Source organism: Loktanella sp. IMCC34160 (assembly GCF_004145845.1).
Classification (GTDB): Bacteria; Pseudomonadota; Alphaproteobacteria; order Rhodobacterales; family Rhodobacteraceae; genus SELP01.
The window spans coordinates 58473-77505 of sequence record NZ_SELP01000006.1 but is presented as its reverse complement, the minus strand read 5'-3'; the positions used below and the strand labels follow the sequence as shown (position 1 = coordinate 77505).

Genomic DNA, 19033 nt, shown 5'->3' with positions numbered 1-19033 from the left:
ACCACCCGATGGGGGCACGCCAGGCCCCTACGAAGTACAAGACCACGAACTGGTCGTCCTACAATAACGCACTGAAGCAAGGCGGAGCACTGTCGATCTGGCTTGACCCGGAGATGGTCTGGGTGCCACCGCCGCGCGGCAAGCGTGGTCGCCAGTGTCAATTCAGCGATGCGGCGATCCAGACCTGCCTGACGCTGAAGGTTCTGTTCGGAATGCCATTGCGGCAAACTAAGGGCTTCGTCGAAAGCCTATTGCGATTGGCCGGACTGGACTGGTCGGTGCCCGACTACAGCACCCTTTGCCGCCACCAGAGAACGCTGAATGTGGCCCTTCCGTATCACGGTGGAACCGGCCCGCTGAACCTCTTCATCGACAGCATCGGCATCAAGGCCGAGGGTGAAGGTGAGTGGAATGCCCGCAAGCATGGCGGCCCGAAACGCCGGATATGGCGCAAGATACACATAGGGATCGACCAGGAAACACTGGCGGTCCGAGCTGTTGAGGTCACCACCAGCAATGTTGGCGATGCCCCCATGCTGCCCGAGTTAATGAACCAAATCCCGCCTGATCAGAACATCGGTTCAGTCACAGCCGATGGTGCCTATGATACCCGCAAATGCCACGATGCGATTGCCGCCCGTGGCGCTCACGCTGTCATCCCACCCCGCAAAAATGCCAAGCCGTGGAAACCCACGAGCGCCGGGGCCGTCGCCAGAAACGAAGCGATCAATGCTTCGCGATACCTGGGCCGTGCCCAGTGGCGACAATGGAGCGGATACCACCGTAGAAGCCGTGTCGAAACGAAGATGCATTGCGTGAAACTAATGGGCCAAAGCCTCATGGCGAGGGACTTCGACCGGCTGGTCGCGGAAATCCAGGTCCGCATTGCCGTGCTCAATCGTTACACCGCGCTCGGCATTCCCGTCACAGAGGCTGTAGGATAAGTCCGTCCCGGGAAAGGGAAACCCCGCCAATCAGTGGATTTGTGCAACAAAGCCGTCGCCGCTGCAGATATTGAGCACGCGTTTCCGCGAAATCTCACGCCGGCTATAGTTTGTAACTATTGCCATCATATCGTCGGATTGGCTTCTCTGACTAGCACTTATGCGCAAGCTTCGCTCCACTGCTGCTACACACTTTGTGCGGCAGAAATCTTCAGGGAGGAAGTACATTGAAAAACATGAAAACCCTTCTGGCGGCTCTGCCTTTTGCTGTTGCTGGTTTTGCCGCAACAGCTCAGGCGCAGAGTGCGGTCAGTGAACTGCCGGCGGATACGGCGGCAGCGTATGAAGGCGTGGACGATGGGCAACCCATTGGGCAATCGGCATATCGTGATTGGACCCCACGGTCCGGCCCGCCGTGGACCATCGGCTACGCAAGCTCCTATGCAGGCAACACCTGGCGTGCCGAAGGTCTCAAGCGTCTGACCGAGGAAATGCTTCCGGTTTACAGGGAAGCCGGCCTGATTGACGAGGTCATCGTCACGCAGTCCGACCTCAATGACTCGCGCCAGATCCAGCAGATGCGGCAACTCGTCGATCAAGGCGTGGACGCAATCATCGTCTGCTGTTCCAACCCCGTCGCTCTGAACAAGGCTGTAGAATATGCCTATGACAACGGCGTTGTCGTGTTCTCATACTCCGGGTACCTGACCTCGGAAAAGGCGCTGAACGCATCCTCGAACTACACTCTCGGCGGCTACGAAATCGCCAAGGCGCTGATCGAGGAAGCGGGCGGTGAGGGCAACTTCCTGCTCGTGTCCGGCATCGCCGGTGCGGCGTCGTCGGAAAGCTTCGACACCGGTGCCATGCGCGCGCTGGAAGAATTCCCCGACGCCAAGCTGGTTGGTCAGGTCTGGGGCAACTGGACGGACCAAGTCGCTCAGACAGAGGTACAGAAGTTCCTTGCAACCAACCCCACCCAGATCGACGGCATCATCGCGCAGGGTTCGCAGGAAACTGGTGTTCTGAAAGCTGTCCTTCAGTCGGGGCGTGAGGTGATGCCGATCTCCCTCGCAGGGTCCGCTGGTGCGGCCTGCTATTTGAAAAACCACCCCGAATGGATGAGCCACGCGTTCCAGATCTGGCCCCCGGGCGACGAGATGGAACTGGGCATGAACGCGGTCATTCGGACACTGCAGAACCAGGGACCGATCATCCAGTCAATCCTCCGTGGCGTTTATCGCGTGCCCGCAGAAGAGTACGTGGCTGGGCTGGCCGATGACTGTTCGATTGACTCGACCGACTACATCCAGCCGGGAATTGACGTGTGGTTCCCGAACGAGGTCGCCTCGACCTACTTCCTGCGCCCTGTCGATCCCCTTGAGTGGAAAGCCGAATAAGGCACGCCCCTGGACGCCCGCCCCTGCGTGGGCGTCCAGACCACTTCCGCACCAAATTAATGAAACGGCGCACCAGATGACCGCGATTTCTGTCAACAATGTCAGCAAGAATTTTGGCGAGACCCGCGCGCTGCGAGCCGCTTCGCTCGAAGCGAACTTTGGCGAAATCCATGCCATCGTCGGCGAAAATGGCAGCGGGAAAAGCACGCTTGCCAAGATCATCTCGGGGGTTGTCCCGGCCGATGGCGGCAGTGTCGACGTGTTGGGCCACAGCCCGAGCTCGCCGACGGAAGCCATCGCGATCGGTGTGTCGACCATCTTTCAGGAAATGATGCTCGCCGAGAGCTTATCGATCTGGGAAAACGTCTTTGCCGGCAGCGACTCCTTCTGGAAACGCTCATCCTCGGTGGCGGACAAGAAACGCCGCACCAAGGAAATCCTGGAACGGCTCGCGGATTGCCCGATCGACCCGGACTGGCCGGTCTCCTCCGTTCCGCTCAGCGTGAAGCAATGGATCGTGATTTCCCGCGCGCTTCTGCAGAAACCGAAGGTACTGGTGTTCGACGAAAGCTCTGCCGCGCTCGATCTTGAGGCGACCAGCCGCCTTCATCACGAAATGCTGGCGCTCAAAGCAGATGGCACGGCCGTGATCATCGTCACGCACCGCATTGCTGAACTGGTCAAATTCGCCGATCAGGCAACCGTTCTGCGCGACGGTGAAACCGTAGGGCAAATCGGACGCGCGGATATGACCGAAGAAAATCTGCTGCGGTTGATGTCGGCGAAGACGGACCATTCGGCCAAATCAGATGCGAAAGATCGCGTGGCCTTTGGCGGTGGAACACCCGCGCTGCGCGCGTCGAATATCGCTTTGTCCACGAACGGGCAAAGTTTCAATTTCCAGCTTTTCCCGGGCCAGATCGTAGGCATCGCGGGTCTGGACGGTGCCGGGCAGGCCGAGTTCGTCCGGATCCTTGCAGGCATCGACAAGGCGCCGCAGGGAACTGTCACAGTATGGGATGACAAAGGGGATGAGCATCTGGTGGCCGACCTTGCATCCGCTGAGACTAACCGGATCGCCTATGTTTCGGGGGATCGTAAGAAAGAGGGCATCTTTGCCAATCTGTCGATCCTCGAGAATTTCGGGCTGGCCCTGTACGGTCGCTACGCCAATAAAGCCGGGTTCATCGACCGCAAGGCGCTCAGTGAAGTGTTCAAAAAGGAGAAAGAGCGTCTTTCGATTAAGTTCGGGCGCCGCTCGGACAAGATCACCACACTGTCCGGCGGCAACCAGCAAAAGGTCCTGATTGCCCGCGCATTTGCGCTGAACCCGAGGATCATCATCCTGAATGATCCGGCGCGCGGTGTGGATATCGGCACGAAGCAGGATCTGTACACGCACCTTCGTGCCTTTGCTGCGGAAGGCGGCGCGGTGATCTACCTCTCGACCGAAATCGAGGAGTTTTTCAATTTCGCCGACCGGGCCGACGTTTTCTTCGAAGGCGGTCTGTTTGCCAGCTTCGATGAAGACCAGATCGGCGAGGAAACGATACTCGGGGCCATGTTCGGCCAGTCCGAGCCCGTGGAAATGAGTGAGGTTCTGGAACAGGAACTGCCCTCTGAGACGCAACTACAGGCGGCAGCGCAATGAACAGAAAAATCCTGAACCAGTTCAATCATCTCGCCGTTCCGCTCGGGCTTGTCGTGATCCTTGGCGTCCTTGCCGCTATGCGTGCGCCGCAGACGTTCACTTATGTGGGCCTGGCTGGGGCCGTGCTGATCGCAGCTCCGCTGATTCTCGCGGCCATGGCCATCACGCCCATCGCAATAGCGGGTCGTGGCGGCGTGGATCTGTCCATTGGCCCGATGATCGGCTTCGTGAACGTCACCATCGTCGTCTGGCTCGGTGCTCTGGAAATCACAAACCCCTTTGCAGTTTTTGCGTTTGCCATCGGACTGGCCTGTCTTTGGCAATTCTTGCTCGCGATGATCATCATCTACGTGCGTATTTCGCCGATTATCGCTTCGCTGGCCGGGTACATGATTTTACAGGGGGTCAATCTGGTGATCCTTCCTCGGCCGGGTGGCTTCGCGCCGGATTGGCTGGGTGACTGGGGTTGGGGCACCGAGCTGCTTGGACCGGTTCTTTATATTCTGATTGCAGCCTGTGCTTTCTGGTTTGTCTTCCAGAGAACACCGATGTTTCAGCACATCCGTTTGATGGGCGCCGATGAGCGCACCGCCTACACCAGCGGTGTCAACATCGTTGCCGCCCGGATCGCCGCACATCTGGTGGCGGGCGTTTTCGCAGGCCTCGCGGCGCTGTGTCTGACCGGCATGATCGGTTCCGGAGATCCTTCGCAAGGCAATACGTTGACGCTTCAGGCGATCACCGCTCTGGTGCTGGGTGGTACATCGTTGTCTGGAGGCAAGGGGGGCGTGACCGGGTCGATCCTGGGGGCCGTAGCCATGTATTTGGTTTTTGTGGTGCTCTCATCTTTCAACTTTGGTGCGATCTCCGGTTACATGACGCAACTCAGCTATGGGTTGATGCTCGTACTGTCCCTGCTGATCAGCCTCCTCACAACTCAATCCAGACCACGCACAGCGTGAGGTCCCAAGATGGAATGGCCAATACCGCTGGAAAACCCGGAGACGACAATGGCATCACAAGCCTCGCTTAGAAAAAATCTTCTTAGCTCAGACCGGAAGAGCTTGATCATCGGAATCGTGCTGTTGGCTGTCCTGATCGGCGTTGCGTCGATGTCAGTGGATGGTTTTGCGTCTACCAACAATGCACGCTCGATCCTGCTACTCGCATCGTTTCTGGGGCTGGCCGCTTTAGGGCAAACGCTGGTTGCTACAGTGGGCGGGCTGGACTTGTCGATTCCGTTCGTAATCGGAGCCTCGAACATTTTGCTTGCCTACCTGTTTGGCACTTCGATCCCGCCGGCACTAGGGATCTTTATCATTGCCGTCCTTGGCGCAGCGATTGGCGCACTGAACGGGGTACTTAGCTATAGGCTTCAAGGTCAGGCGTTGATCCTCACGCTGGGGATAGGGTTCTCATTGGTGGGTGCGGCCCAAATCTTTACCACGTTCGGCTCACAGTATTCGGGCACCGTTTTCAGCCAGGTTCCGGCTTGGTTCTCCAACATTTCGGCGATTAACGGCAAGACCCTTGGCATGCCGTTTCCGCCCGTCGTTCTGATCTGGGCTGTCGTATCCGCTATCCTCATCTTCTGGATTCACCATAACCGTGCCGGGCGTGCCTTGTATGCCGTTGGCAACAACCGAACAGCTGCCTCGGTGTTGTCCATTTCCGAATTCAAGGTCTGGGTCAGCACCTACACGGTTTCGGGACTGACAGCCTCGATTACCGGCATGCTTTTGCTGGGCTTCTCTGGAGGCGGCTTTGTAGGGGTAGGGGATCCCTATCTCTTCACGACCGTCGCTGCAGTCGTCGTTGGCGGGACTTCGCTCTTGGGGGGCTCCGGCGGGTATGGGGCCACCATCGTCGGCGTGCTGGTGCTTCAAGTGTTGACCTCCTTCCTGGTGGGTTTGGGGCTCAACTATGCCGCTCAACAGACCGTTTTCGGGCTGCTGATCTTGCCGATGGTCGCGCTTTATGCCCGCGCTCCGCATATCCGTTACCAAATCTGAAACCATTACTCTTGGGAGGACTACCATGAATGTAAAAGCCAACATCAGTTCTGACACCAAGGTCGACTACAACGGCCCTTATGTCATGAGCATTGGTGGGCGCTTGGTCGGCGCAAACCAAACCTTCGACGTCTATAACCCGGCCACCGGCGAAGTGATCGCCAACGCGCCCGAAGCCACCCGCGAGCAGGTCGATGAGGCCATCGCTGCTGCGAAAGACGCGCAGCCTGGTTGGGCGGCGCTGAGCTGGGAAGAGCGTTCGGCCTACCTGACCGCCTATGCAGATGCGCTTGATGCCCATAAGGAAGAGATCATCACGCTCTTGACCACCGAACAAGGCAAGCCGCGCCATTCGATGGCGACGGTCGAGGTCGAATATGCCATCTACTGGGTGCGCGAAGTCGCCAAGCGCAAGCTTGAGGACGAAGTGATCGAGGACACGCCCGAACACATCGTTAAAGTTGCCCATACGCCGCTTGGCGTGGTTGGCGCGATCACCCCGTGGAACTTCCCCATCTTGCTCGGACTTTGGAAGGTTGCCCCTTGCCTGATCACCGGTAATACCATGGTCATGAAGCCCTCGCCCTACACGCCCCTCGGGACGCTCAAGTTTGGCGAAATCGCGCAAAAAGTACTTCCAGCCGGTGTGCTGAACGTCATTTCTGGCGGCAACGCTCAAGGTGCGTGGATCACCGAGCACAAAGACGTCAATAAGATTTCCTTCACCGGCTCCACAGCGACCGGTAAGAAAGTCATGGCCTCGTCGAGCGGCACCCTCAAACGCGTGACCCTAGAGCTGGGCGGTAACGATCCGGCAATCCTAATGCCTGACACCGACTACAAGCCCTTGATCCCTTCCTTGTTTGACGCAGCCTTTGGCAACTCGGGCCAGTGGTGTATCGCCATCAAGCGGCTCTACGTTCATGACAGCATCTACGATGATTTCCTGAAGGACTTCGTGGCATATGCATCCGACAAGGTCGTGGGCAACGGAATGGATCCGAACACCGACCTCGGACCAATCCAGAACAAGATGCAGTATGGCAAACTGCTGGACATGTTCGCAGACGTCAAAGCGAACGGCTACAAGATCGCCCTGGGTGGCGAGATCGATGAATCACTGTCCGGCAATTTCGTTCCGATCACGATCGTCGACAACCCGCCGCGCGACAGCCGGATCGTCCGGGAAGAGCCCTTTGGCCCGATCCTGCCGTTGGTGCGCTGGACGGATTTGGAAGACGTCATTGCTGATGCCAACAACACTGATTTCGGTCTTGCCGCGTCCGTCTGGGGTCCCGATCGGGACAAGGCGATCGAGGTCGCAAACCGTATCGAGGCGGGCACTGTCTGGGTGAACGAAATCCACATCCACGGCATCGACATCCCGTTCGGCGGACACAAACAGTCTGGTATGGGCGTGGAAAACGGCAAGGAAGGCCTGCAGGAATTCACCAATACGAAAACCTACATGTTCAAGAAATAAGGTCTGAACATTGTCAGAATGGATGGAGGCAGCGTGGATACGCTGCCTCTTTTCATTTATCGGTCCTTGGTTTCACGTGCCGGTCACGGATGAGCTCTTCACATGCAGAAAACCGAGGCTCATCAAGCCTCGGTTTTCTGCTTCATATGTCATGTAGAAGTGTTTTCAGACCGCGTCAGTCGTCTCAACCGCGAACTCGCTTCTGAGGCGTTCACTGTCCCGTCCAACCGAGGGAACAGAGGAAACAACCCAAGGCTGGCCCTTCATCAGCGCGCCAGGGGCAAGCACTTCGATCTCACTATCGCCAACGCGCACGCCGACAAATCGGTGCTGCGGGTGGGAGATCAGGTCATCCATGTCCGAAAGCCTGCCATAGGCAATACCTGCCAGCTTGGCTTTTTCAATAGCCTCATCGCGGGTCATCTCGATCAACACGCTTGCAACCTTGGCATCAACTTCCGCTCTGTTTGCGATGCGCTCGGAATTGGACCGCCACCCTTTGACAGTTGGCAAGGTTTCGTCCTGCAACACCACTTTGCAGAAATTCTGCCATTCTCGCTCGTTCTGGATCGAAATGAGTATCTCCTTGCCATCTGAACAGGCAAAGGCCCCATAAGGCGCGATCGTCGGGTGATTAAGCCCCATACGCTTTGGCTCATGGTGGCCGTACTTGTATTGCAGATAAGGCACGTTCATCCAGTCCGCCATAGCGTGGAACAAGGACACCTCGATGTCACGGCCCACTCCAGTCTTTTCGCGCCCGATCAAAGCCTGCAAAATCGCCGAGAAGGCCGTCATGCCGGCCGCGATATCGCATACGGATACGCCGACCCGTGCGGGCCCCTCTGGCAAACCGTTTATCGCCGAAAGGCCCGTTTCGGCCTGGATCAGCAAATCATAGGCTTTTTGATCCTTGGCAGGTCCTTCCGACCCATACCCGGAAATCGAGCAAAAAACCAACTTCGGATTCTGCTTTCGGATTTCTCCAATGTCGATGCCAAGCCGCTCGATCACGCCGGGTCCAAGGTTTTGCAGGAACACATCCGCCTCAACGATCATCCTCCGGAGTAAACAGCGATCAGATTCCGTCTTAAGATCAAGACAGATCGATTCCTTGCCACGGTTAATCCAGACGAAGTAGGCGCTTTCACCGTGTACCAGGTGGTCATAGTTTCTGGCAAAATCACCTTCCGGTCGCTCGACCTTTATGACCCGGGCGCCGGCGTCGGCCAGTTTGCACGAAGCGTATGGAGCGGCAACCGCGTGTTCCAGCGAAACGACGAGGAGGTTCTGCAGATCCGACATGGCTTTTCCGTTCGTGAATGAAAGTACCGTTCATCTCACAATAGAAAGGTTCGCGGTAACAGGCATGTCGGCACTTGATAGGGTATAGTTCGTTTCTATAATGATCGTGCCGAGGGAGGACGGCAACGATGGAACTGAAACAGATCAAGTATTTTTTGGCGATCGCCGAACACGGTTCACTGGCTGCGGCCGCAGAGGCTGTGGGGATCGCGCAACCATCGATCTCAGTTCAATTGAAGAACCTTGAAAGTCGGCTGGGAACGCAATTGTTCATCCGTTCACCGCGAGGCGTTACGCTGACTGACGCGGGTTCGGTGTTCGTGGAGCGCGCTCACGAAATCCTAGATGCTGTTGACCGTGCCAAGCGCGACGTGCGGCAAGCCGGTGAAACGCCGTCAGGAAAGGTGGTCTTCGGATTTCCGTCCTCTGTATCCATGGTTTTGTCAGTGCCGTTGGCCGAAACGATCCGACTGAATCTACCGGAAGTCCGCTTGCGTGCCGTAGATGCGATGAGCGGTTTCATCAAGGAGTGGCTTGATGAAGAATCTGTCGACCTCGCAATCCTTTACGAAACAACAGGCTTGAAGAACGCAGAGATCACGACGCTTCTTGAGGAAGACTTGCATTTCTATGCCCCTCCGGATCTTTGGCCCTTCAAGTCGCCGCCAGGCGAGCCAATTCGGTTGGAGGACCTGCGCGAACTTGAGCTCGTTCTCCCCTCCAAGTCACATGGACTTCGCATGCTCATTGATCGCGTATGCCGTGCTGCCGGACAGCATCTGAATGTTGTCGTCGAGATGGACTCCCTCTCTCAAATCAAGTCATTGGTTGCGCGGGGAAGCGCGTTCACCATCCTGGCACCGGCAGCGGCGGGGGACTTTGAAGAGCGCGGCGAGCTGGCGAGTTCTGTCATTATCAATCCGAAGTTCAGCCGACCGGTTCACTTGGTCCGGAATCCCAAACACGTCAGAACGCGGGCCGCACTTGAGGTTGAACGAACGACGATTGCTGTTGTCCAGGAATTGGTGACACGCGGCATATGGCGAGGTCGGCTCGCCTGACGCCCACATTATTGGCATAGATCAAAACTATATGCGTGCTCCAACTCTCGAAATCGCTTGGGGTTGAGACTGTTTCTAGCTGTCCATCGTCAGAGATTTTGGGGCAGTTGACGGTCTGAACCAATAGAGGTTACGGGCAATCTGTATTGGCTGATTATCCGGCGGTCGCGCGGTGAAGCAAGCGTCGCGTTTCAATGGTCTTCCGTTTGATCTTGTTGCAAGATGGCCGTCGAACAGACACCGGAACCGGCCGATGCCATCAACAAGTGGGTCGAGAATTGGGCCCTGCGGGCGGATGCGGCCGCGCCGGCACTGGCGGCGCTTGTCGCGGGTAGCTTCGAAACCGCGGCGTCCTTTTGGAACGACGTGCCAATCGCTTCCGGTGTGTGCGCTGCAGGTCACGTCAACTGAAAGAGCAATCTATGAGCGGCTTGAATAAAGTGCTCGATATGGAGGACCTCTGGGAGGACGACATGACCGGCGTTGAAGTTGTCGGGGCCAAGGTTCTGCTGATCGACAACGTGGAGAGGTTCATACCTGTCTGGACCGGTGTCCGTATCAGGACTGGCCTCTCTCGTCCGGTGGCTTCGAGGACGGCATCCTCGTCTGTGCTAACCATCTGTGCGAATTCGACGTGTCGGCGGGCAAGGGGATCAACCCGGGCGAGTGCAAGTTCACGTCGATCCCGCGCAAGATTGAAGGCGAAGAGATTTTCGTTCAGGTCGGGGCATGACCACGCTGCAGACCATCGTGTTGATCGGGGGCGGCGTGGCCTCCTGAGCCGCCGCCGGCACCTTGCGGCGCAAGGGGTACGACGGTCGGTTTGTCCTTATTTTGGACGAGCCGCATCATCCTTACGAACGTCCGCCTCTGTCGAAAGAATTCGTCCTGCGGAAATCCTAGCCTGAGAATTTCCAGGTTCAGTTCGCCGAATGGTGGGCCGAGCAGAACATCGACCTTCGGCTTGGCATCCGTGTGATCGGGGTGGATACGGACCAGCGCCCGCTGACACTGGATGACGGGTCGCACCTTGGCTACGACAGGAAGCTTGTAGCGACGGGAGGACGGGTCCGCCGTCTGCCGGACCTTGGGGTTAACTTGGACCGGGTCTTCAATCTGCGCGGCCTCGACGATGCGACGCGGTTGCGGATCCGGCTGGACGAGTCCAAGGCGCAGCGCGGTGACGCGGCACATGTCGCGATCCTTGGCGGCGGGTTCATCGGCTGTGAACTGGCCTCGGCGGCGCGGATCATGGGGCTGAACGAATCCGCGGATCCGAGGGCTATGGCCGTGAACTATACGTCCAGCCTATTGCCCCTAGAAACCTTCGGAAATTGCCCGTCCCGAAAATTCCCGTCATTGCTGAAATTAACAGACATTCCGCCGGCTGATTTCCGGTGAACCAGGGAGAAAAGACATGACCGCATCTGAATCAGCGCAAGCTACGGGGACGATCCGGCTGAACCATTGGATCGGCGGCACGTCGGTCGCGCCCTCGGGGGGGGGCTACATCGAAATCGTGAGCCCTCTGTCGGGCAAGGCATCCATCGAAGTGGCGGACGGCAATGCTGCTGATGTCGATGCTGCGGTAAAAGTGGCTACGTCTGCGGCGGATGCTTGGCGGCATTTCAATTCGGCAGAACGCGGACGCCTCATGTTGGAACTGGCCCGCGCCATCCGCAAGAACAACAAAGAACTGGCCCAGCTTGAACATCAGGACGCCGGCAAGCCGATGGCACTTGCCCTCGCCGAGGTCGAAGGCAGTGCGGCGTATTTCGAATTCTACGGCAGCCTTGTCTATCTGCCGGTCGGCGACGTGCTGGATGTCGCGCCGGATCAACACGTCTACACCCGGAGAGAGCCGTACGGCGTCATCGGTATCATTACCCCGTGGAACCTACCGCTGAATCAGGCCGCCCGCGCAGTTGCCCCTGCGCTTGTCACCGGCAACGTCGTGGTGGTGAAGCCCTCTGAGATCACGTCGCAGTCCACGATCAAGCTGGCGCAGCTTGCCGAAGAGGTCGGTTTTCCGGTCGGCGTGATCAACGTCGTGCTCGGAACGGGTCTCGACGTCGGGGCCAAGATTGTCGCCCACGATGACGTGCGCAAGGTGGCGTTCACCGGATCTGTCGCAGTCGGTCAAGCGATTGGCCAGATCGCGGCCGAGCGGATCATTCCGCTGACCCTGGAACTGGGCGGCAAATCAGCCAACATCGTCTTCGAAGACGCCGATCTGGACGTGGCGGCTGTGGAAGCCGTGCGGGGCTTCACGATCAACGCAGGGCAGGTGTGCTCGGCCGGGACGCGTCTGCTGGTCCAACGGTCGATCTATGACGGTTTCCTCGAAAAGGTGGCAGAAGCGACCAATGCGATCGTGCCCGGAGAAAACCTCGGCCCGATCATCACCCCCTCCCAGTTCAAGCGCGTCCAGAGCTATTTCCAGGTCGCCAAAGACGATGGCGCCCGCACGCTGGTCGGTGGCGAAATCGCCGAAGTCGCCGGAAGCGAAGAGGGTTTCTACGTCAAGCCCACCATCTACGCCGACGTCGACAATTCCATGCGCATCGCGCAGGAAGAGATCTTCGGGCCGGTTCTGGTCGTGATCCCGTTCGACACAGAAGAGGACGCCACGCGCATCGCGAACGACTCCGCCTACGGTCTGATTTGCAGCGTCTGGAGCCGCGATATCTCACGCGCGATGCGAGTTGCGGATCGGGTCGAGGCGGGACAGATCTTCATCAACGTCTGGAACACTATGTCGGTGCAGACTCCCTTCGGCGGTCACAAGCATAGCGGCTATGGCCGGGAAAAGGGTATCGAGGCCATCCATCATTACTCCCACATCAAGACAGTGACCGTTAAGTACTAGGTGTTGTCGATCGAGCCTCCGTCAGCTTAGTCAATACCGCTCGTGATTTGAGGATCGTCAATGATCTTGAAAAGTTCGGACCGATCATGGTCCGGACTTGTTTCGTGTTGTAGCACTCGCCCGATAACGTATTTTGTTTAGAGGATGAGCAGCGCCGCACTGCTGAGTGACCCGCTCTGAACGATTTCGCGGAAGTACAATAGCTGGCGTGAATCCATAATCGTCACGCCCCCCATAGCTGGAACTTATCGAACGAACGGAAGCAGTATCTTCTTGGAAGAATTGTCGGGCCTAACACTGAGGAGGTTCTGGGGGTCAAGGGGGGCGAAGACCACAATGGCAGAAGTGCAGTGTGGTCATAGCTTGGGTCAATGAAAGTCATCTCAAACACGTATTTGTTCGATGCCTTGCCTCAAGTTTCGACCAAATGGATTTGGCTTGGATACGGGAGGCCTTGGCTTATGAATTTCCTCAGCGACGACTATCAAGACATTCGCGATGGAGAGAAGGGGCTCTGAGCGCAGTTCCCAGCTGAATACCACCGGAAAGCGGACGAAGACAAAGCCTACCCGGAGGAGTTTGTCCAAGCCCTGACGCGCGAGGGATGGATGGCCGCCTTGATCCCCGAAGAATTTGGCGGCGCCGGGCTTGGACTGGCAGAGGCATCCCTGATCATGGAAGAGATCAACAGGGCAGGGGGCAAATCCGGCGCCTGCCACGGCCAGATGTACAACATGAACACCATTGTGAGGCACAGCTCGGAAGATCAGCGGCAGACTTACCTTCCGAAGATCGCATCCGGAGAACTGCGCATCCAGTCCATGGGGGTAGAGCCGCAATCTTTGCGATGCGAAGCAGAAATATGAGGGCCGCCCAGCTGCCTTGGCCGTATACTCGTGTCAGACGCAATCGGTATGCGCCCTGACCTTTGGGATTGAAGGCGGTGACCAAGGTTCCCTTCATCAGCGCACCTGGCGCGAGCGCCTTGATCTCGTCATCTCCAATGCGCATTCCGACATATAGGTGCTGCGGATGTGCAACCAGTTTAGCTGTCGTGCAGGAGTTGGAGACGCGTGATTTATGGCGCGGTCGGCTCAGCTGACGCTGTTCGGGGTATAGTCAGAAGCTATATCTGTAATCCGACTCTCGAGATTGCTCCGAGTGGGGCGAATTCCTAGCATCGTGTCGAACATGTGCGGGACATCCGCACTGACCCGGAGGAACCTCAATGAATGTCGGCCAAGGAGTTGCCCGTTCATACCAGTGCGCAGCACATGGAATTCGCCCGGAAAACAGAGGCTCGTCAGCGGTCAAGGCCGGCAGTTGCCCCAGTGGTAGGCAAAAAGGCGGCACTGCCGCTTGGGTTCTCGCCGGAGTGTTCGGCGCCGGACCTTTCCGCAACGACACGGCATTGGCGAGGCGCATAGGGATCATGCACAAGCTACCGGCGACTATATCTAATATCATGTTGGCGCTGCTTAATTTGTCATTTGAGATACCGTGCCGTATGCCCCGGGCTGCCGCCGCGCCATTCAAGTTCAGTTAAGCAACAAAAGTCCTAAATTACAGGTGAACCTATGCGACTTAAGGGGAAGACTTCGATCATTACAGGTGCGGCGTCCGGCTTCGGCCGTGAAATGGCGCGCCGCTTCGTCAAGGAAGGTGCCAAGGTTGCGATCGTCGACCTGAACGAAGAGGGCGCGAAAGCAGTCGCCGCGGAATTGGGCGAAAACGCGATCGCGGCCAAATGCGACGTGTCCTCCGCCTCTGACGTTCAGGCCACTGTCGAATCGGTGAAAGATGCCTTCGGGCAGATTGACATCGTCATTAACAACGCGGGCTGGAGCCACAAGAACCAGCCACTGATGGACGTGGACTATGAGACCTTCCGCCGTGTCTACGCCATCAACGTCGACAGCATCTATCACATGACCCACGCAATGGTGCCGCACTGGCGCAAGATCGGTGGCGGTGTGATGATCAATGTCGGCTCGACCGCGGGCATTCGTCCGCGTCCCGGTCTGAGCTGGTACAACAGCTCCAAAGGCGCCGTGAACATGATGACCAAGACGCTGGCTGTTGAGCTTGCCACCGACAAAGTGCGTGTCTGCGGTCTGGCACCGGTCATGGGCGCGACGGCTCTGCTGGAGACCTTCATGGGCATGCCGGATACGCCGGAGAACCGCGCGAAATTCCTATCGACCATTCCTTTGGGCCGACTGTGCGAGCCCGAAGATATGGCAAACGCGGCGCTTTATCTCGCATCGGATGAGGCGAATTTCATCACGGGTGTGATCCTAGAGGTAGATGGCGGAAGAACCATCTGACGAGCACACCTTCAAAAGTGAACCCCCACCAAGTGGTCGCCAAACCCTTTGCCTGGTGGGGGCTCTTGTCGCCGGCGTAGCCGGCTAGAACGCGGGCACGCCCGCATCCATGGGAGGAAATTACATGGGATACTTCGGAAAAGCGAGGGACGGCGAGCTTGAAAAGGCCGTCGTGGAATACAATCGTGGTCATATGAGCCGGCGCGCCTTTATTCGCCGCGCAATGTCTCTGGGGATTTCGGCTGGCATGGCCGGTGCGCTAGCGACGTCCTGGACCGGCGAAGCGCTGGCGCAATCGTCCTTCACGGCCCCCAAACCCGAAGGCGAATATGACTACATCGTGGTCGGCACCGGGTCTGCTGGCGGCGCCCTCATCCATCAGCTTGCCAAGACCGGCGCGCGCATTCTGGTCCTAGAAGCGGGTCGCAACGACGATCTCGAAGAGGTCCATGACAGCCGCCTTTGGGGTGCCGCGCTCGGGACCGACGCGACCAAATGGTTCGAAACTACGCCGCAAAACTACACCGATGGCCGTACCCACCTGTGGCCCCGCGGCAACGTGCTCGGCGGCACGTCCTGCTTGAACGCGATGATCTTTGCCCGCGGTCACCGCTCGGACTTCGACAGCTGGGCCTATGACGGCTGCTATGGCTGGTCCTATGATGAAGTACTGCCTCACTTCATGGCGATGGAAACGTTCGAGCCGGGCGGCGAAGGCCGTGGCGACAACGGCCCGCTGTTCATCAGCCAGCCGCAGAACGAATTCAAGCACCCCGGCGCTCAGGCCTTCATGGATAGCTGCGCCGCCCTTGGATACAAGGAAACGCCGAGCATCAACTCGGACCGCATGTCCGGTCAGGCTTGGGTTGACTTCAACATCAAGGACCAGCGTCGCCAGTCCTCTGCCGTGGCCTTCATCTACCCGGTCCGCGACCAGGACAATGTTACTATCCTGACCGACGCCCCGGTAACCAAGCTAAACATGAACGGCACCAAATGCACGGGCGTGACATACCTGCACAACGACGAGCCGGTGACCGTAAACGCATCGCGCGAAGTCGTGCTCTGCGCTGGTGCGATCGACTCGCCTCGCCTGCTGATGCTGTCCGGCATTGGTATGGCGAATGATCTCGAGGCGGTCGGCATCGACACGGTTGTTGACCTGCCAGTGGGCATGGGTCTGCAGGATCACATTCTTGGTGGCGGCCCGAACTGGGAAACCAAGGAAGCGATCCCGGTTTCGCACTACAACCACTCCGAAGTCTACATGTGGGAACGTTCTGACAGCCGTCTTCCGGCGCCCGATACCACGGTGCTTTACGTGTCGGTGCCCTTCGCCTCGACCGGTCACAAGCTTGACTACCAGAACGGCTATTGCGTCCTGTCGGGTGTCAACCGTCCGCATTCGCGCGGATACGTCAAACTACAGTCGGCCGATCCGTTCGACGCGCCGGTGGTCGAAGCCAACTACCTCAAGGAAGAACAGGACTGGAAGGCCTACAAGTGGTCGACCGAGTTGGCCCGTGAAATCGGCAACTCGGAGTTCTACGCGGATGTGCGCAAGCGCGAGGCGCTGGTGCCCGAGTCCGGCAAGATGACCGACGCGGAGATGCGCGACTATCTGGCCAAATCGGTCAACACCTTCTTCCATCCGACCTCGACCTGCCGCATGGGCGTGGGTGACGAGGCGGTCGTCGATCCGGAACTGCGCGTGCATGGTGTCGAAGGTCTGCGCGTCGCGGACGCGTCGATCATGCCGTCGATCACCACGTCCAACACCAACGCTCCGTCCATGATGATCGGCTGGAAAGCGGGCGACATGATCGCCAAGAACGCTTGATCGTCTGATTTCTGACTGCCGCAACCCTTTGGTTGCGGCAGCACCACTCTCAGGGAAATAGATATGAAGACTGCAATCCTAATGACCTCGGTAGCTCTTGCGTGCGTCCTTTCGATCGGCGCAATGGCCCAAGATGCTGGCGACCCTGTCAATGGCGAAGACCTGTTTCGCAATTGCCTCGCCTGCCACGAGCTGAAATCCGACAGTGGTGAACGCATTCGCCGAGGTGGGCGCGCTGGTCCGAACCTGTATGGTGTGATTGGTCGCCCGGCCGGTGGGCTCGAAGGCTATCGGTACAGTGACGGGCTGAGTGCGCTCAACGCGTCAGGCTTGGTCTGGGACGAGGAAAATCTTGCACACTTCATGTCGAACCCCAACGGCTTCCTCGAGGAAGCACTGGGTGAAGGTCACATCAGCAAGATGCCGTTTGCCTTCCCGACTGGCGCTGCTGACATCGCGGCCTATCTCGCACAAGTCGGCCAGTCCGGTTCCTGAAGCAGGACGACAGTCAAGCCATTGGAGCGTCAATCCAATGACGATTAGACGGAGCTGGGCCGAGTGATGAAATGTCTGTCTGTATGTGACTTTGGACCTGCGCCTTCGGCTCCTGAGATTTTCAACCTCGCGGCCCATACACTCGCGTTCAGCACAGTAACACCCGAAAAGATCGCGTTGACCGTTGCTTCAGGCGAAGGTCAACCAGATCAACGGATGTCTTACGGACGCATCCGATCCGAGGTCCTGGAAACGGCGGGGGGCCTTGCGGCAAAAGGCATTTCACCAGGCGATTGCGTCATTCTTCGGATTGGGCATTCCACCGATTTTCCCATCAGCTTCCTTGCGGCATGTGCGATGGGTGCCGTGCCTGTGCCGACCTCGACCACGCTGAGCGCCGAAGAGGTCGCGTTCATTGTACAGGATACAGGGGCCAAGCTGGTAGTTTGCTCGCCCGGATTTGAGCTTCCGGGTTTGGGAGCTTCGGTCGCCAATCCTGCAGAGCTAAGTGCCCCTCCAATCGAAGACTTCGCCAAGACATACGCCAATGATCTGGCCTATATCGTCTACACCTCCGGCTCGTCTGGCCGGCCAAAGGGAGTGGCCCATGCGCATCGGGCGGCCTTTGCCCGCCGCATGATTTGGGAGGGGTGGTATGGTCTGCGCTCGTCAGATGTGATGCTTCACGCCGGGGCCTTCAACTGGACCTATACTCTTGGGGCCGGTCTGATGGACCCTTGGGCGGCGGGTGCACAATCTTTGATTTACGCCGGTCCGCGCGATCCAGGGGTTTGGCCCGATTTGGTTGAAACATACGGAGCGACACTCTTTGCGGCCACGCCGGGCGTTTACCGTCAACTGCTTAAATCGGGTCATCCGATGGGTGGCATGAAAACCCTACGGCACGGTTTGTCGGCCGGCGAGGCCATGCCCGAAACCGTTCGTGCACAATGGCAAAAGGAAACTGGAAAACCCATTTACGATGCTTTGGGCATGACAGAATGTTCGACATTCCTATCGTCGTCTCCCACGGTCGAGCGCCGCGAAAACCGGGCCGGGCGGCCACAACATGGGCGCAAGATCGCGGTGTTGCCGATCGAAGGGGACGAACAGCCATTGCCTATCGGGGAAACGGGCATCATCGCAATTGACCGAAATGACCCCGGTCTGATGCTCGGCTACTGGAACCTGCCGGACGAGACCGAATCCGCAATGCGCGGCCCCTGGTTCATGACCGGCGATCTGGGGATAATGGATGCCGACGGATACATTTCATACGAGGGGCGCAGCGACGACCAGATGAACGCGCTCGGTTACCGCGTCGCACCTCAGGAAGTCGAAGCGGCATTGATGCGCCATCCCCATGTCACCGGGGCTGCGGCCGTCGAACTGCCTGTACGGGCCGACCTGTCCGTGATCGCGGCGTTCATGACCGCCGAGTCACAGGACATCAGTGAAGACGAGTTGCGAGACCACTGCGCACAGCACCTTGCGGCCTATAAGATTCCCAAGATCTTCAGGGTGCTGCCAGAACTACCGAAAAACCCGAACGGGAAGATCTTGCGCAAAGAGCTCAGAAGGACGCATGGTTTTCAGGGATAGGGGATCCGGTACGATCTGCCCACCCTCGATGTTCGTGCGCCGAAAGA

General features: G+C 58.1%; 15 protein-coding genes and 1 pseudogene. 14 read left to right on the top strand and 2 right to left on the bottom strand.

The features are described from left to right. The first annotated feature begins 8 nt into the window (after positions 1 to 8). The 6 genes from EU803_RS15150 to EU803_RS15125 all read left to right on the top strand — a co-directional run bounded on the left by EU803_RS15150 (position 9) and on the right by EU803_RS15125 (position 7487). Positions 9 to 944, top strand: coding sequence for an IS5 family transposase (locus EU803_RS15150; protein ID WP_129684352.1), 936 nt, complete (start codon positions 9 to 11; stop codon positions 942 to 944). Positions 945 to 1180: 236 nt separating this feature from the next. Further along, on the top strand, positions 1181 to 2341 hold the full coding sequence (locus EU803_RS15145) for an ABC transporter substrate-binding protein (RefSeq protein WP_129684350.1): 1161 nt from the start codon (positions 1181 to 1183) through the stop codon (positions 2339 to 2341). Between the two features lie 76 nt (positions 2342 to 2417). Continuing rightward, positions 2418 to 3992, top strand: coding sequence for a sugar ABC transporter ATP-binding protein (locus EU803_RS15140; protein WP_129684349.1), 1575 nt, complete (start codon positions 2418 to 2420; stop codon positions 3990 to 3992). After that, positions 3989 to 4954 (top strand): ABC transporter permease, encoded by a 966-nt coding sequence (locus EU803_RS15135; protein WP_129684347.1) that lies wholly within the window; start codon positions 3989 to 3991, stop codon positions 4952 to 4954. The genes EU803_RS15140 and EU803_RS15135 overlap by 4 nt, the downstream gene beginning before the upstream one ends. 48 nt (positions 4955 to 5002) lie before the next feature. Beyond that, positions 5003 to 6004: an ABC transporter permease gene (locus EU803_RS15130; protein ID WP_207209215.1), complete on the top strand. Its 1002-nt coding sequence runs from the start codon at positions 5003 to 5005 to the stop codon at positions 6002 to 6004. A gap of 25 nt (positions 6005 to 6029) precedes the next feature. Then, complete coding sequence (locus EU803_RS15125) at positions 6030 to 7487, top strand: aldehyde dehydrogenase family protein (RefSeq protein WP_129684343.1); 1458 nt, start codon at positions 6030 to 6032, stop codon at positions 7485 to 7487. Between the two features lie 165 nt (positions 7488 to 7652). Here the strand turns inward: EU803_RS15125 and EU803_RS15120 are convergent, their stop codons facing one another. Next, positions 7653 to 8792, bottom strand: a complete 1140-nt coding sequence (locus EU803_RS15120) for a CaiB/BaiF CoA-transferase family protein (RefSeq protein WP_129684341.1) — start codon at positions 8790 to 8792, stop codon at positions 7653 to 7655. Positions 8793 to 8920: 128 nt separating this feature from the next. Here EU803_RS15120 and EU803_RS15115 point away from each other — a divergent pair, with 128 nt between their 5' ends. After that, positions 8921 to 9853: a LysR family transcriptional regulator gene (locus EU803_RS15115; RefSeq protein WP_129684339.1), complete on the top strand. Its 933-nt coding sequence runs from the start codon at positions 8921 to 8923 to the stop codon at positions 9851 to 9853. Between the two features lie 222 nt (positions 9854 to 10075). Continuing rightward, the gene (locus tag EU803_RS15110) at positions 10076 to 10264 is read left to right on the top strand and encodes a hypothetical protein (protein WP_129684337.1); all 189 of its coding nucleotides are present in this window, start codon (positions 10076 to 10078) and stop codon (positions 10262 to 10264) included. 306 nt (positions 10265 to 10570) lie between these two features. On the opposite strand, the gene EU803_RS18815 is transcribed toward EU803_RS15110, so the two are convergent. Next, positions 10571 to 11047, bottom strand: coding sequence for a hypothetical protein (locus tag EU803_RS18815; RefSeq protein WP_242494387.1), 477 nt, complete (start codon positions 11045 to 11047; stop codon positions 10571 to 10573). A 223-nt stretch (positions 11048 to 11270) separates the two neighbouring features. Between EU803_RS18815 and EU803_RS15095 the strand changes: the two genes are divergently transcribed. The 6 genes and pseudogenes from EU803_RS15095 to EU803_RS15070 all read left to right on the top strand — a co-directional run bounded on the left by EU803_RS15095 (position 11271) and on the right by EU803_RS15070 (position 18986). Then, positions 11271 to 12722, top strand: coding sequence for an aldehyde dehydrogenase family protein (locus EU803_RS15095; RefSeq protein ID WP_129684335.1), 1452 nt, complete (start codon positions 11271 to 11273; stop codon positions 12720 to 12722). A 542-nt stretch (positions 12723 to 13264) separates the two neighbouring features. Further along, positions 13265 to 13588, top strand: a pseudogene (locus EU803_RS15090) (acyl-CoA dehydrogenase family protein); the annotation flags it as partial. A 711-nt stretch (positions 13589 to 14299) separates the two neighbouring features. Next, a complete protein-coding gene (locus EU803_RS15085; RefSeq protein WP_129684333.1) occupies positions 14300 to 15049 on the top strand; it encodes an SDR family oxidoreductase in 750 nt (249 codons plus the stop codon). Positions 15050 to 15242: 193 nt separating this feature from the next. Further along, positions 15243 to 16889 carry a GMC family oxidoreductase N-terminal domain-containing protein gene (locus EU803_RS15080; RefSeq protein WP_129684331.1) on the top strand — a complete coding sequence of 549 codons (1647 nt, stop codon included), beginning with the start codon at positions 15243 to 15245 and terminating at the stop codon, positions 16887 to 16889. A 63-nt stretch (positions 16890 to 16952) separates the two neighbouring features. Further along, positions 16953 to 17384, top strand: coding sequence for a cytochrome C (locus tag EU803_RS15075; RefSeq protein ID WP_129684329.1), 432 nt, complete (start codon positions 16953 to 16955; stop codon positions 17382 to 17384). Between the two features lie 66 nt (positions 17385 to 17450). Continuing rightward, positions 17451 to 18986 (top strand): AMP-binding protein, encoded by a 1536-nt coding sequence (locus EU803_RS15070; RefSeq protein ID WP_129684327.1) that lies wholly within the window; start codon positions 17451 to 17453, stop codon positions 18984 to 18986. Positions 18987 to 19033 lie beyond the last annotated feature (47 nt).

Coding starts and splice junctions, on each gene's coding strand:
- EU803_RS15080 (WP_129684331.1), top strand. CDS start 15,243: ATGAGCCGGCGCGCCTTTATTCGCCGCGCAATGTCTCTGGGGATTTCG.
- EU803_RS15110 (WP_129684337.1), top strand. CDS start 10,076: ATGGCCGTCGAACAGACACCGGAACCGGCCGATGCCATCAACAAGTGG.
- EU803_RS15095 (WP_129684335.1), top strand. CDS start 11,271: ATGACCGCATCTGAATCAGCGCAAGCTACGGGGACGATCCGGCTGAAC.
- EU803_RS15115 (WP_129684339.1), top strand. CDS start 8,921: ATGGAACTGAAACAGATCAAGTATTTTTTGGCGATCGCCGAACACGGT.
- EU803_RS15070 (WP_129684327.1), top strand. CDS start 17,451: ATGAAATGTCTGTCTGTATGTGACTTTGGACCTGCGCCTTCGGCTCCT.
- EU803_RS15125 (WP_129684343.1), top strand. CDS start 6,030: ATGAATGTAAAAGCCAACATCAGTTCTGACACCAAGGTCGACTACAAC.
- EU803_RS15130 (WP_207209215.1), top strand. CDS start 5,003: ATGGCATCACAAGCCTCGCTTAGAAAAAATCTTCTTAGCTCAGACCGG.
- EU803_RS18815 (WP_242494387.1), bottom strand. CDS start 11,047: ATGTGCCGCGTCACCGCGCTGCGCCTTGGACTCGTCCAGCCGGATCCG.
- EU803_RS15145 (WP_129684350.1), top strand. CDS start 1,181: ATGAAAACCCTTCTGGCGGCTCTGCCTTTTGCTGTTGCTGGTTTTGCC.
- EU803_RS15135 (WP_129684347.1), top strand. CDS start 3,989: ATGAACAGAAAAATCCTGAACCAGTTCAATCATCTCGCCGTTCCGCTC.
- EU803_RS15120 (WP_129684341.1), bottom strand. CDS start 8,792: ATGTCGGATCTGCAGAACCTCCTCGTCGTTTCGCTGGAACACGCGGTT.
- EU803_RS15140 (WP_129684349.1), top strand. CDS start 2,418: ATGACCGCGATTTCTGTCAACAATGTCAGCAAGAATTTTGGCGAGACC.
- EU803_RS15150 (WP_129684352.1), top strand. CDS start 9: ATGGGGGCACGCCAGGCCCCTACGAAGTACAAGACCACGAACTGGTCG.
- EU803_RS15075 (WP_129684329.1), top strand. CDS start 16,953: ATGAAGACTGCAATCCTAATGACCTCGGTAGCTCTTGCGTGCGTCCTT.
- EU803_RS15085 (WP_129684333.1), top strand. CDS start 14,300: ATGCGACTTAAGGGGAAGACTTCGATCATTACAGGTGCGGCGTCCGGC.